We start from the raw sequence: 13,145 nt of genomic DNA on the forward strand, positions 1-13,145 counted from the left end.
GACGAGGAGGGCGGGTGATCCCCGTCAGCTGGCGACGGTCGCGATCAACTCCGTGAGCGTCCCCGCATCCACCACCCCGAGGATCCGCGCGCTGACCCGACCCTCGGGGTCGAGCACGAGCGTCGACGGGGTCGTGTTCGGCGCGGTGCGAGCCGCGAAGGCGAGCTGCACCGCGCTGTCCTGGCCGTCGAGGACGTTCGCGTAGGGGATGTCGAAGGTGCGGACGAAGGCGTCGACGCTCGCCGCCGAGTTCCTCGTGTTGACGCCGAGGAATGTCGCCGTGTCCGCGGTCGCGGCGCTGACCTGGCGCAGGTCGGCCGCCTCGACACGGCACGGGCCGCACTCGGCGTACCAGAAGTTGACCACGAGGACCTTCCCGCGGAACTGCTCGGCCGTCACCGTCGCACCGGTCGGGTCCTCCGCGGTGAAGGAGACCGGCTCGCCGCGGTCGTCCGCCGCGAACTCCGTGACCCGGCCATCGCCGGAGACGGTCCCGTTCCCGGCGCCATCGCCCGATCGGAAGTCGCTCGCGAGCTGATCCGTCGCCGTGCAGCCGCCGAGGGCCAGCGCGGCCGCGAGCACGAGGGCTGCGGCGGCGGTTCGGCGGATCACCCCGTCATGCTACGGCCGGTGCGACCGCCCGCCCGCCCGCCGCCGCCGCCGCAATGTAAAGCCCATGTGAACACTTCGCGGAAGCTCTCGTCCCCTGCGTATCGTGCTCAGCACCTCCCGGCCCGACGCGTCGCCGGTCGAGCGGGAGGATCCCCCACCCGCGAACGCCGACCCGCCCGGAGGCTTCCATGGCATCCGCCCCCCAGCTGCACAAGAGCCTCACGCAGAGGCAGCTCACCATGATCGCGATCGGCGGCGTCATCGGCGCCGGCCTGTTCGTGGGCTCCGGGGTGGTGATCAACGGCGCGGGCCCGGGCGCGTTCCTCACGTACGCGATCTCCGGCGTGCTGATCATCCTGGTGATGCGCATGCTCGGCGAGATGGCGACCGCGAATCCCAGCACCGGATCCTTCGCCGACTACGCCCGGCACGCCCTCGGCGGCTGGGCCGGGTTCTCGATGGGCTGGCTCTACTGGTACTTCTGGGTCATCGTCGTGGGATTCGAGGCGGTCGCCGGCGCGAAGGCCCTCACCTACTGGTTCGACGCGCCGCTCTGGCTCCTCTCCCTCGGACTCATGGCGCTGATGACCGCCACCAACCTCATCTCCGTCGGCGCGTTCGGCGAGTTCGAGTACTGGTTCGCGGGTATCAAGGTGGCCGCGATCATCCTGTTCCTCGGCCTCGGCAGCCTCTACGTCCTCGGCATCTGGCCGGGCCGCTCGCTTGACTTCTCGAACCTCGTCGCCAACGGCGGCTTCTTCCCGAACGGCGTCGGCGCGATCTTCTCCTCCGTCGTCGTCGTGATCTTCTCCATGGTCGGCGCGGAGATCGCCACCATCGCGGCCGCCGAGTCGAAGGACCCCGCGAAGGCCATCCGGAAGTCCACCAACTCCGTGATCCTCCGCATCTCCCTCTTCTTCGTCGGCTCGCTCTTCCTGCTCGCCGTGATCCTCCCCTGGGATTCCACGGAGCTCGGCGCCAGCCCGTTCGTGAGCGCGTTCGACCGGATGGGGATCCCCTTCGCGGGCGACGTGATGAACGCGGTCGTCCTCACCGCCGTGCTCTCGTGCCTCAACTCCGGCCTCTACACGGCGAGCCGCATGCTGTTCGTGCTCGCGGCCCGGCGGGAGGCGCCCGCGCGGCTCGTGCAGGTGACGTCGCGGGGCGTGCCGCGCGCGGCGATCCTGCTCTCGTCGGTCGTCGGCTTCCTCTGCGTGATCGCGGCGGCCGTCTCCCCCGACACCGTCTTCCTGTTCCTGCTCAACTCCTCGGGCGCGATCATCCTGTTCGTCTACCTGCTGATCGCGATCTCGCAGATCGTCCTCCGCCGCCGCAGCGGATCCGCGGGCCTGCCGGTGAAGATGTGGCTGTTCCCGGGCCTCTCGATCGTCACGGTCGTCGGGATCCTCGCGGTGCTCGCGCAGATGGCGCTGGACCCCGAGATCCGCCCGCAGCTCGTGCTGAGCCTCGTGGCGTGGGCGGTCGTGCTGGTGCTCTACGTCGTCACGAAGGCGCGGGGTGGGTCGGTGGATCCGGCGGCGGCGGTCGATGCGGAGGAGGCGGCCACCGCGCCCGCGGTGCCGGTGCCCGACGCCCGGTGAAGGCGACGGCCGGCCGGTGACCGCCGAGGCCAGCTGATTAGGCTGGCCGCATGGCGACAGTGATCCTCGTGCGGCACGGACGGACGACAGCGAACGCGACCGGGATCCTGGCGGGGCGCACCCCCGGCGTCGACCTCGACGACACAGGACGCGACCAGGCCGACCGCGCCGGCGACCGGCTCGCCGCTGTCCCGCTGGCGGCCGTCGTGTCCAGCCCGCTGCAGCGCTGCTGGGAGACCGCGCAGCGGATCCTCGAGCGGCAGCCGGCGAAGCCCGCCCAGCCCGTCGACCCCGACCTCACGGAGTGCGACTACGGCGACTGGCAGGGCCGCCCCCTCAGCGAGCTCGCCACCGAGGACCTCTGGAAGACGGTCCAGGCGCACCCGTCCGCCGTCGTCTTCCCCGGCGGGGAGTCCATGGCCGGGATGCAGGCGCGCGCGGTCGCCGCGATCCGCCGGCACGACGCCGCCATCGAGGCCGAACATGGGCCGGGCGCCGTGTGGGTCGCGGTGAGCCACGGCGACGTCATCAAGTCGATCCTCGCCGACGCGTACGGCATGCACCTCGACCTGTTCCAGCGCATCGACGTGGGCCCCGCGTCCCTCTCGATCGTGCGCTACGGTGCGGGCCGCCCCACCGTGCACGCGACCAACACCGACGCGGGCGACCTCTCCTGGCTGGCCGCGAGCGTCGGATCCGGCGATGCGCCGGTCGGCGGCGGCGCCGGGCACAGCACGCCGTGATCCCCCGCGCATAGAGTGGACGCATGCCCACACGAGCCCTCGAATTCGACTGGCCCGACCGGGCCGTGGTCGGCACCATCGGCCTCCCGGGCGCGCGCACGTTCTACTTCCAGGTGCGCTCCGGCCCGCAGCTGGTGACCATCGCCCTCGAGAAGCAGCAGTCCGCGCTGCTCGCCGAGAAGATCGACGAGATCCTCGACCAGCTCGTCACCGTCGAGGGCAACCCGTTCAGCATCCCCGAGAGCACGCCCCCGGAGCTCGTCGACAACGACCCGCTCGAGGACGTCGTCGAGCGCTGGCGCACCGGCGCGATGGGCCTCGGCTGGGATCCGACGACGGCCCAGGTGGTCATCGAGGCGTACCCGCTCGCGGAGGACGACGACAGCGACGACTTCGACCTGCCGAGCGTCGACGACGACGTGGACGTGGACGACACCGAGATGCTCGTGGTGCGGATGCCCGTCGGCGCAGCTCGCGCGTTCGCGAAGCGCACCCACGAGGTCGTGGGCGCCGGCCGTCCCATCTGCGCGCTGTGCGGCTACCCCATCGACCCCGACGGGCACATCCACACCTTCCCCGACGAATGATGTCGGAGACGGACCCGCTGGACGGCGAGCTGATCGTCACCGGCCGCATCCGCACCGCGTCGAACGCGACCTTCCTCGGGACGATCGGCGACGTGGCCGTCGTCTACAAGCCCATCCGCGGCGAGAACCCGCTGTGGGACTTCCCCGACGCGGTGCTCGCGCATCGCGAGGTCGCCGCCTACCTTGTGTCCGAGGCGCTCGGCTGGGGCGTCGTGCCGCGCACGTGGCTCCGCGATGGCCCGGCGGGCGAGGGCATGGTGCAGCTCTGGCAGGACGAGGATCCCGACCAGGACGCCGTGGACCTGATCCCCGCTGCCGAGATCCCGGAGACCGGCTACCGGACGATCCTCGGCGGCGAGGACGAGGAGGGCAACACCGTCGCCCTCATCCACGAGGACACCCCGGCGCTGCGCCGCATGGCCGTCTTCGACGTGATCGTGAACAACGCCGACCGCAAGGGCTTCCACGTGCTCGCCATGCCGGACGGCCACCGCTTCGGCATCGACCACGGCCTCACCTTCCACGCGCAGCACAAGCTGCGGACTGTGCTGTGGGGGTGGGTGGGGGATCCGCTGACCGCGGATGAGCTCGAGGGCGTGGATCGGGTGCTCGCGGGGCTGGATGGGGAGCTGGGGCGGGAGCTGGCTGGGCTGCTGACGGTGGAGGAGGTCGAGGCGTTGGCGGAGCGGTGCGCGCGGTTGCGTGCGGCGGCGAAGTTTCCGGCCCCCCTAGGGGAGGCCTCGGCCGTCCCCTGGCCACTATTCTGAGCTCCGGTCCACGTCGCTCACCACCCCACGAAGCTGGGTCGTAGCTCTACTCGGCAGCAGGACCGCTCCGGCCCTAGGTATCCGGCACCAAGCGCGCCGGCAAGCTACAAAGCCGAGATCGTACTCACCTCAAGGACTCACGTGGTGACTGCTCGCCCTTCCAGTCGGTAGGCGCCCCATGCTCATAGTCGCCCCATGTGGCTCAGTTAGACGCGATGTGGCAACACAGGTGGGCTCTGGAAGAGCATACAGAGTACGATCTAGTCAACTTCACGAGGCACATGTCTCAAGGCACCCACAGGGAAATCTTCCGGCGATGACCAATGCCAGGCGTTACTTCTACGAGCAATCCTGAGATCTATACTCCGCCACGAGTGACGCCCGAACAGGACACATAATGACGTTAGCCACTTTCGGATCTTATGCCGCCGCTTACGCGACGCCACTCGCACGCCTGGCAAGTGATTCAAATGACCCGACATGGGAGACTCCGTACACAGCCCTGCGAGCTACTACAACAAAAGAAGCGATGCGAGCTGCTGGAACTTATTTCACAAGCCCGTCTCTCGCGAAAGCACTGTGGGATCTGGTGGATTTACCCCTGCCCGATGGCGCCATTGTGGTAGATCCAGCCGTAGGTGCAGGCGACTTATTGCTGCCGTCTGTAACAGATCATAGCGTCCCCGACCGCGGCCGTCCACATAGCGATAAAACAACGCGACCCTCATACAGAATAAACGACACTAACCCACTCTTTCTGCAAATAGCCGAGCGGCGCCTTGCGCAGACAGGCGTGATCGAACGTAGCCAAATATCAAGCTCAAACCTCGACTTCTTATCCGGTAACTTCGACCTAACCAACGCCACCCACGTCGTAATGAACCCGCCATTTTTTTCAATCAAGGCCGAACGACCATGGGGACGCGGAAGCATAAATGCGGCTGCGCTTTTTGTAGAGCGTGCCCTTCTAGACATGCAAGATGGAAGCGTCCTTTTAGCCATATTGCCGGATGTTCTGCGATCCGGGACCCGCTACGCGAAGTGGCGCAGTTCGGTCTCCGCACTTGGTTCGATCCGCGCACTGTCGACCCAAGATCAGTTTGATCACCAAACAGACGTGCACACATTCTTGATTAAAATCGAAGTCGGCGCTGCAGTTCCCAATAGCTCTTGGCAAAGTTCATCAGACACCAAACACACGCTACAGGAGTACTGCCGTGTGGCCGTCGGCCCAGTTGTACCCCATCGAGATAGTCACGACGGCGACGAGGTTGCTTATGTAACAGCCCGTTCATTGACGGCAGGAATTCCCTTAACTAGATCATTCACCGGCAGACTTGAGTATGGCCCGATGCTTCTCGTCAATCGAACGGCTCGACCGGGCGATAATCCGCGAGTACGCGTTCGTCGATGGACCGCGACTACCCCAACCGCTGTTGAGAATCACCTTCTGATTGTGAAACCCAACGCGAACTCGGGAGTGACTATAGATGATGCATTACGAGTACTTCAATCAGAACATACACGTACCTTTCTCGACGAGCGCATTCGTTGCCGCCACCTGACCGTCACCGCCCTCAAGGAGATCCCGTGGACAAACTAGTCAACGCAGAGGCCAAGCTCCGCTTTTCGCCACTTATTCTTCAACGACTTGGTGAAGAGCTGAATCCAAGTGTCGATCAAGGAATTATTGAATTAGTCAAGAATTCATACGACGCCGATGCTAGCCGATGTGATGTTTGGCTCGACGGCGAGGACGGACATGATTCAGTCGTCATAGAAGACAACGGCACGGGTATGGACGCGGACGCTATCTTACGAGGATGGCTCGTTCTGGGTGGCTCATCAAAGTCAACCAACACATTGACAAAAGCCGGTCGGCGACCGGCCGGCAATAAGGGCCTTGGGCGCCTTGCCGCCTTGCGGCTAGGGCGAATTGCACATATGAGCTCAAGACCAGGAAATGGGTTCGAGTACTCGATAACCATCGATTGGGACTTATTTTCTGGCGTTGAAGCCGTCGATGACGTCGCCCTAAGTGTTACTCAATTTCCATCGACAGACCCGCCAGGCACGCGAATTGAGCTGCGTGGACTTCGTACAACTATTGGACGCGTGGATGCACGCCGTTTAGCGAGGGCGCTCGTCCTTCTCGCCGACCCATTTACAGACGGGTCTGGAGGATTTGAACCAGTTCTTCATACAGAGACCTTTTCGGACTTAGCAGGACAAGTAACAAACCGCTACTTCGACCAAGCGGAGTATCACCTCGTTGCGGAAATCAAAGACGGTCAACCTGAAGCCACAGTCCGAGATTGGCGGGGCGAAATTCTTTGGACCGCCGCGCCGTCCGATTTTAATCGGGCTACAGGAGACGGTGCCTACGGTGTTCCCGACACGCGATTTGAACTATGGGTTTATATACTTAACCATCAATCGTTCCAAACTCGGTCAGTTCAGCTGTCGGCAGTGAGGGAGTGGCTTGGAACGTTTGGTGGCGTTCATGTTTACGTGAACGGCCTAAGGGTTGCGCCCTATGGCAACCCGTCGAACGACTGGCTGGATATGAATCTAGCCCGCGCGCGAAGCCCAGAAGAGCGACCATCAACTAATACATCTATTGGCCGAGTGCTTGTGGAAGACCCAAATGACTCGCTCCGCCAAAAGACTGATCGGTCTGGCTTCCTAGACACGTGGGAGTTTTCAGAGCTTCAACGTTTTGCAAAAGATGCAATGAACTGGATGGCTCAGAAACGGGTCGAGACCGCAGAGCGTAAGCGGCGCGCAGCAAGAGCAGAAACTCAGAAAGATGCGTCGAAGTCAAGTGAAACCGTAAACGAACTCATTCGGCAAGTAACAGATGATGCTTCCAAAGCAGCACTTCAGCTTTCTTTTAAAACTTACGAACGGGAAAGAGACCGTGAGGCCGAAGTTCTTAGACGCGAAGTCCAATTGTATCGCACTTTGAGCACGGCCGGCATCACGGCCGCGACCTTTGCTCATGAGGCGCAAGGAAATCCCCTGAAAGCCATCGGCACCTCTTTAACTGGCATAGCCTCGCGACTCGTCCGGAATCCATCAGTCAATTTCGAAGCGGACTACGCTCAAGCCATCAGTCGAATAAGGGCCGCTACGCTGGCACTCAGCGTGCTATCGACAGCCACGCTCGAACTTATCGATGCCGATAAGCGGCGTATGGGCAAAGTTGTACTCAACCAAACCGTGAGAGACATCACTCAAACATTTAAGCCATTTTTGGATGGTAGAAATGTGCAGCTAACAGTCGTCATACCTGAAGGCAGTGAACCTTTCTTGCAGGGGTCAGCCGCTTCAGTAGAATCCATAATTACCAACCTTATCAATAATTCATTAGCGGCGTTCGAAACCTCAACGAATAGCGATCGCATGATTCACATGACAGTTTCAACGACAGATGAGTTGTGGTGCCTCGAGGTGGCAGACAGCGGCCCTGGCATCGTTGGTATCGGCTTGGAGGAGATATGGCTACCCGGCCATACCCTCAAACCACACGGGACAGGTCTAGGGTTGACGATCGTCAAAGATACGGTTGCGGATTTGGGCGGTAACGTCAAAGCTATAGCAAATGGCTCCTTGGGAGGAGCCGTCTTTACTCTACAGTTGCCTACTCTCGGTGCCGACTAAAAGGACATAATGAATCACGATTCTGAACGAATTGCCATCATTGATGATGATCAGGATGTGCGCGAGGGATACGCATACGCGATTGAGGGTGACGAATTCACCCCTGTCGATCAGCCAGGGCCGCTTGGCTCCCTCGAGTCGTACTTAGCGCGACCAAAGAACGCAACATCGGCAGTCAGTGACCATCGCTTGACGCCTGCTGGCTACGCGCAGTTCGACGGAGCAAAGCTCGTTGCGCAATGGTACAGGACTCAATTTCCCGCCGTACTATGCACGACGTATAGCATCTCGAGCGCTGACCAATTTCGGTCACTGAGACGTTGGATACCCGTCGTCATGTCGCCCAACGAGCTTTCTTCAGATGCGGTTAGGGAAGGCCTGGCTGTCGTTCGTGCAGAATTCGAAGGTAGCTTTCAGGCCGTACGACGCCCTCGACGTGCACTCGTTAGATTCGTCGAGTATGTCCCTGAAAACCAATCGGTGTATGTGAAGATGCCCGCGTGGAGTTCAGAAGCAGTTGCACTTCGTGTCGCCGATTTACCTCCAGAATTAGCCTTGAAAGTAACCACACAACCGGATTACCGAGCCTACGCGCAGGTAAACCTTGGGACCGAATCGGCGGATGCCCTGTATGTCGCCGATTGGGAATACGATTTATGAGCGACGTAGTCCTTACTCAACAACTGAATACGTCAGACGTCAGCGTAGCAATTTTGGACGTTGGGCATGGCAGCTGTGTTGTTGTGCAGACTGAAGTCGCCACGATTCTCATCGACACTGGGGCAAACTCCTCCGTCTTAGAGTATCTCGAAGCCCGCGATATCCAACTGATAGATCTTGTGATTATCAGTCACGCTGACCAAGACCACGTCGGCGGCCTTTCTGCGATGCTTTCGTCTGGCTTTCCGGTTCGCCGTGTTGTTTGGAATACAGATGGACTTAAGCGCACTAAGCTATTTCAAGATCTCAGTTATCAGCTTGATGACCTGGCGGACTCCGGAAGCATCATTGCGCACGAGGAGGTGGGTAAAGGCTTATTGGTCACCAATATAGGGCCTCGCGTGAAGCTTGAGATTCTAGCTCCGCGACTACGGCTTCGGCGGTTAGGGGTAGGCAATAGGGACCGCACAGGGGCAGCCATTAAGACAAACTCGGTGAGCGCGGTCGTGCGCGTATCGGTGGACGACATGCCCTTAATGCTTGTTCCTGGTGACCTGGACGCAGTGGGACTGCGTCACATGAAGAATCCAGAGCTTCCCGACATGCGGGCTAAGTATCTTGTCTTACCTCACCATGGTGGAACTATGGCTTCTTCCGCCGCCGGGACAGCGACGGCATTAGCAGAACTCGTCGCGGCCGTACAACCCGAACTTGTCCTAATCTCAAATGGCAGGTCGACTGGCATGGACAACCCTAGACCCGAGGTGCTACAGGCTGCGTTGAGCGCGATGCCCAATGTAGCCGTTGCGTGTACACAGTTATCTCGCTCATGTTCACCCAGTCCAGTTGGTCGAACGGGGTCCTCCGACGGCTATGCAGCCGGTTGGCAAGAAGGGCATTCCTGCCTAGGTTCAGCTATTATTAGCGGGCCCGTGGGCGGCCCGCTGTTTCTTGACCGCACCGCCCATGAGGCTTTCCTCGACGAGTTCGTTCCTGGAGCACGCTGCCGTCTAGCGTCACGGGAGCTAGAGAGGCCAGGAGGTTAGGGGAACATCAACAAAATCGCCTTTGGGAAAGCTGCGGTCGCATGCTCGCGTTCATGACCTATTCTCAGTACCGGCACATGCTTACGGAGCGTGCTTAAGCTCACGTCAGCTCGCTAAGAGTCCATATGAAGTACGTCAGTTGTTGAACCGGAACTCCACAACGTCGCCGTCCTGCATCACGTACTCCTTGCCCTCGATGCGGGCCTTGCCCTTGGAGCGCGCCTCGGCGATGGAGCCGGTCTCGACCAGGTCGTCGTAGGAGATGACCTCGGCCTTGATGAAGCCCTTCTCGAAGTCGGTGTGGATCACGCCGGCCGCCTGGGGGGCCTTCCATCCCTTGCCGATGGTCCAGGCACGCGTCTCCTTGGGGCCCGCCGTCAGGTAGGTCTGGAGGCCGAGGGTCTCGAAGCCGATGCGGGCGAGCTGGTCGAGGCCGGACTCCTCCTGGCCGGTGCTCGCGAGCATCTCGGCGGCGTCCTCAGGGTCGAGCTCGATGAGCTCCGACTCGATCTTCGCGTCGAGGAACACGGCCTGCGCAGGCGCCACGAGGGCGGCCAGCTCGTCGAGACGAGCCTTGTCGCCGAGCACCTGCTCGTCGACGTTGAACACGTAGATGAAGGGCTTCGCGGTCAGCAGCCCGAGCTCACGCACCGGCTCCAGATCGATGGACGAGGCCGACAGCGGCTTGCCCGAGTCGAGCCACTCGCGCGCGGCCTTCGCGGTCTCGAGCACGATCGGCTCGATGCGCTTCGTCTTCAGCTCCTTCTCGTAGCGCGGCTCGGCGCGCTCGAGGGTCTGCAGGTCGGCGAGGATCAGCTCGGTGTTGATGGTCTCCATGTCGCTCGCGGCGTCGACGCGGCCGTCGACGTGCACGACGTCCTCGTCCTCGAAGCCGCGGACGACCTGCGCGATGGCGTCGGCCTCGCGGATGTTCGCGAGGAACTGGTTGCCGAGGCCCTCTCCCTCGCTCGCGCCGCGGACGATGCCGGCGATGTCGACGAAGGAGACGGGCGCGGGGAGGATCTTCTCGCTGCCGAAGAGGCCGGCGAGCACCTCGAGGCGCGGGTCCGGGAGGTTCACCACGCCCACGTTCGGCTCGATCGTCGCGAACGGGTAGTTCGCGGCGAGCACCTGGTTCTTGGTCAGGGCGTTGAAGAGCGTCGACTTGCCGACGTTGGGGAGACCGACGATCGCGATAGTGAGTGCCACGGGAGTCCATCGTACGGGGCCCTCCGGCTCCTCCCCCGCCCGCGCCGGGCTGGGCTGTCCCGGGATCCAGGGTCGGTCGTGCGTGGAACACTCGAACCCATGCCGTTGGACTTCACCGCGATCGACTTCGAGACCGCCAACAACTCGTCGGCGAGCGCGTGCTCGGTGGGTCTCGTGAAGGTCCGGGACGGCGTCGTCGTCGAGACCGCGTCCTGGCTCATCCGGCCGCCCGCGGGGCACGACTCCTTCTCGGTCTGGAACACGCGGATCCACGGCATCGTCGAGGACGACGTCGCCGGCGCCGACGGCTGGGCCGACCAGCTGCCGCGCCTCATGGCCTTCGCGGGCGACGACCACCTCGTCGCCCACAACGCGCGCTTCGACATGGGCGTGATCCAGGGCGCGTGCAAGGCCACCGCGCTCATCCCGCCGCCGTACTCCTACCTCTGCAGCCTCCAGGTCGCGCGCCGCACCTACACGCTCGACTCCTACCGGCTGCCGGTCGCCGCGCGGGCCGCGGGCTTCGAGGACTTCTCGCACCACGAGGCACTGGCGGACGCGCGGGCGTGCGCCGCCATCGTCGTGCACGCGGCTTCCCGGCACGGCGCCGCCTCGATCGCGGGGCTGGCGGAGGCGGCGGGCGTGGGCCTCGGCCGCATCGGCGCGCCGCGCACGCAGACCGTCACGCAGGCCTCGGCCGCCGCGACGCCGCCCATCGACTGGGCCTGATCCGCCGCTCGGCCACCCGCCGACCCAGGTCCCTGCCGTGTCGGGGGCCGCTGGCACACTGCACGCATGGATCCCGTCATCGCCCTGCTCGTCGGCCTCGTCATCGGCCTGACCGTGGGCGCGGTGGTCGGGCTGGCCGTGTCGCGCGCACGCTCCGGGCTGGATGCGCCGGGTCGCGCGGGCGAGGCCGCGCGCCTCGCCGCCGCCGAGGCCACGGTCCAGGCGCTGCGCGAGCAGCTGGATCGAACGGAGCGACTCGCCGAGGAGCAGGTCGCCCAGACCACCGCGCAGTACGCCGAGCGCGCCCAGACGCAGGACGCTCTGCACCGCGAGCGGCTCGACGCGCAGGAGTCCCACCTCCGCGAGCAGATCGGCCAGCAGGAGGACCGCATCGCGGAGCTGCAGACGAGGCTGCGCGAGATCCAGCGCGCTGAGCTCGCCCGCACCGAGGAGGACGGTCGCGTGCTCACCGCGCTCAGCCCCGTCGCCGAGAGCCTCAAGCAGGTGCAGGCGAAGGTGCACGAGCTCGAGGAGCAGCGCCGGCAGCAGCACGGCGAGCTCAGCGAGCAGCTGCGGAGCGCCACCGAGGCGGAGGAGCGGCTGCGCGCCACGGCTGAGACGCTCGCGTCCGCGCTCCGCTCCAACAGCACGCGCGGCGTGTGGGGCGAGACCCAGCTGCGGAGCGTCGTCGAAGCGGCGGGACTCATCCACCGGGTCGACTTCGACGTGCAGACGTCCGTCTCCACGGCGCAGGGCATCGGCCGGCCCGACATGGTCGTGCACCTGCCGGGCGGCAAGCACATCGCGGTGGATGCGAAGGCGCCCTTCACCGCCTACCTCGAGGCGAGCGCCATCCCCGCCTCGGCCACCGGGCCCGAGGGCGCGCGCCGCGACCACCTCATGAAGCAGCACGTGCAGGCCGTGCGCGACCACATCACGGCGCTCGGCAGCCGCGCCTACTGGGCGGGGCTCGACGCGAGCCCCGAGATGGTCATCGCGTTCATCCCGAGCGAGTCGCTGGTGTCGTCGGCGCTGGAGGCGGATCCGAGCATCATGGAGTTCGCGTTCTCCCGCCGTGTCGCGCTCTCCTCCCCCGTCACGCTGTGGTCCGTGCTCAAGACCGTCGCGTTCAGCTGGCAGCAGGAGGTGCTCACGGAGGACGCGAAGCAGCTCTTCGACCTCAGCCGCGAGCTGCACGCGCGCCTCGCCACGAGCGGCGAGCACATCGCCAAGCTCGGCCGCTCGCTCACGGGCGCGGTCGGCGACTACAACCGCGTCGTCGGATCCCTGGAGCGCCAGGTGCTCCCCACCGCCCGCCGCCTCACCCGGCTCGACGAGTCCAAGGTCATCGGCACGCTCGAGCCGCTCGAGGCCACCACCCGGGAGCTCACCGCGGACGAGTTCACGCGCCCCGCCGCCCCGGTCGCGGAGAGCCCCGCTGGGTAGAGTGGCGAGCACGCGGGGCCCGGCCGCACGACTCCATCCGCCGGCCGATCAGGATCCCGCGACAGCCGCACGGCGTCGCCGT

12 protein-coding genes are annotated in these 13,145 nt (G+C 64.2%); 10 read left to right on the forward strand and 2 right to left on the reverse strand.

Annotated elements, in window-relative coordinates; translation table 11 throughout:
* Positions 1 to 24 precede the first annotated feature (24 nt).
* Positions 25 to 612 carry a TlpA family protein disulfide reductase gene (locus JOE38_RS06275; protein WP_204575362.1) on the reverse strand — a complete coding sequence of 196 codons (588 nt, stop codon included), beginning with the start codon at positions 610 to 612 and terminating at the stop codon, positions 25 to 27.
* 188 nt (positions 613 to 800) lie between these two features.
* Here JOE38_RS06275 and JOE38_RS06280 point away from each other — a divergent pair, with 188 nt between their 5' ends.
* From JOE38_RS06280 to JOE38_RS16100, 8 genes are all read left to right on the forward strand, one after another.
* Entirely contained in the window at positions 801 to 2,213 is a 1,413-nt protein-coding gene (locus JOE38_RS06280; protein WP_204575363.1) for an amino acid permease, read from the forward strand.
* Between the two features lie 50 nt (positions 2,214 to 2,263).
* On the forward strand, positions 2,264 to 2,956 hold the full coding sequence (locus JOE38_RS06285; protein WP_204575364.1) for a histidine phosphatase family protein: 693 nt from the start codon (positions 2,264 to 2,266) through the stop codon (positions 2,954 to 2,956).
* A 23-nt stretch (positions 2,957 to 2,979) separates the two neighbouring features.
* Positions 2,980 to 3,543, forward strand: coding sequence for a DUF3090 domain-containing protein (locus JOE38_RS06290; RefSeq protein WP_204575365.1), 564 nt, complete (start codon positions 2,980 to 2,982; stop codon positions 3,541 to 3,543).
* Positions 3,543 to 4,310 (forward strand): SCO1664 family protein, encoded by a 768-nt coding sequence (locus tag JOE38_RS06295; RefSeq protein ID WP_204575366.1) that lies wholly within the window; start codon positions 3,543 to 3,545, stop codon positions 4,308 to 4,310. The genes JOE38_RS06290 and JOE38_RS06295 overlap by 1 nt, the downstream gene beginning before the upstream one ends.
* A gap of 397 nt (positions 4,311 to 4,707) precedes the next feature.
* The gene (locus tag JOE38_RS06300; protein ID WP_204575367.1) at positions 4,708 to 5,913 is read left to right on the forward strand and encodes a hypothetical protein; all 1,206 of its coding nucleotides are present in this window, start codon (positions 4,708 to 4,710) and stop codon (positions 5,911 to 5,913) included.
* On the forward strand, positions 5,901 to 7,973 hold the full coding sequence (locus tag JOE38_RS06305) for a sensor histidine kinase (protein WP_204575368.1): 2,073 nt from the start codon (positions 5,901 to 5,903) through the stop codon (positions 7,971 to 7,973). The genes JOE38_RS06300 and JOE38_RS06305 overlap by 13 nt, the downstream gene beginning before the upstream one ends.
* Before the next feature lie 336 nt (positions 7,974 to 8,309).
* Positions 8,310 to 8,633 (forward strand): hypothetical protein, encoded by a 324-nt coding sequence (locus tag JOE38_RS06310; protein WP_204575369.1) that lies wholly within the window; start codon positions 8,310 to 8,312, stop codon positions 8,631 to 8,633.
* Positions 8,630 to 9,679 carry a ComEC/Rec2 family competence protein gene (locus JOE38_RS16100; RefSeq protein WP_204575370.1) on the forward strand — a complete coding sequence of 350 codons (1,050 nt, stop codon included), beginning with the start codon at positions 8,630 to 8,632 and terminating at the stop codon, positions 9,677 to 9,679. The genes JOE38_RS06310 and JOE38_RS16100 overlap by 4 nt, the downstream gene beginning before the upstream one ends.
* A 135-nt stretch (positions 9,680 to 9,814) precedes the next feature.
* On the opposite strand, the gene ychF is transcribed toward JOE38_RS16100, so the two are convergent.
* Positions 9,815 to 10,888, reverse strand: a complete 1,074-nt coding sequence (gene ychF, locus JOE38_RS06320) for a redox-regulated ATPase YchF (protein ID WP_204575371.1) — start codon at positions 10,886 to 10,888, stop codon at positions 9,815 to 9,817.
* A 99-nt stretch (positions 10,889 to 10,987) separates the two neighbouring features.
* Between ychF and JOE38_RS06325 the strand changes: the two genes are divergently transcribed.
* Together JOE38_RS06325 and JOE38_RS06330 are read left to right on the forward strand one after the other, a co-directional pair.
* On the forward strand, positions 10,988 to 11,617 hold the full coding sequence (locus tag JOE38_RS06325; RefSeq protein ID WP_204575372.1) for a 3'-5' exonuclease: 630 nt from the start codon (positions 10,988 to 10,990) through the stop codon (positions 11,615 to 11,617).
* 66 nt (positions 11,618 to 11,683) lie between these two features.
* The gene (locus JOE38_RS06330) at positions 11,684 to 13,063 is read left to right on the forward strand and encodes a DNA recombination protein RmuC (RefSeq protein ID WP_204575373.1); all 1,380 of its coding nucleotides are present in this window, start codon (positions 11,684 to 11,686) and stop codon (positions 13,061 to 13,063) included.
* Positions 13,064 to 13,145: the final 82 nt, after the last annotated feature.

Source organism: Clavibacter michiganensis (assembly GCF_016907085.1).
Taxonomy (GTDB): domain Bacteria; phylum Actinomycetota; class Actinomycetes; order Actinomycetales; family Microbacteriaceae; genus Clavibacter; species Clavibacter michiganensis_O.

Excerpts from the sequence above, each read along its gene's own strand:
- JOE38_RS06280 (WP_204575363.1), top strand. The coding sequence starts at position 801 with ATGGCATCCGCCCCCCAGCTGCACAAGAGCCTCACGCAGAGGCAGCTC.
- JOE38_RS06285 (WP_204575364.1), top strand. The coding sequence starts at position 2,264 with ATGGCGACAGTGATCCTCGTGCGGCACGGACGGACGACAGCGAACGCG.
- JOE38_RS06290 (WP_204575365.1), top strand. The coding sequence starts at position 2,980 with ATGCCCACACGAGCCCTCGAATTCGACTGGCCCGACCGGGCCGTGGTC.
- JOE38_RS06295 (WP_204575366.1), top strand. The coding sequence starts at position 3,543 with ATGTCGGAGACGGACCCGCTGGACGGCGAGCTGATCGTCACCGGCCGC.
- JOE38_RS06300 (WP_204575367.1), top strand. The coding sequence starts at position 4,708 with ATGACGTTAGCCACTTTCGGATCTTATGCCGCCGCTTACGCGACGCCA.
- JOE38_RS06310 (WP_204575369.1), top strand. The coding sequence starts at position 8,310 with ATGTCGCCCAACGAGCTTTCTTCAGATGCGGTTAGGGAAGGCCTGGCT.
- JOE38_RS16100 (WP_204575370.1), top strand. The coding sequence starts at position 8,630 with ATGAGCGACGTAGTCCTTACTCAACAACTGAATACGTCAGACGTCAGC.
- JOE38_RS06325 (WP_204575372.1), top strand. The coding sequence starts at position 10,988 with ATGCCGTTGGACTTCACCGCGATCGACTTCGAGACCGCCAACAACTCG.
- JOE38_RS06330 (WP_204575373.1), top strand. The coding sequence starts at position 11,684 with ATGGATCCCGTCATCGCCCTGCTCGTCGGCCTCGTCATCGGCCTGACC.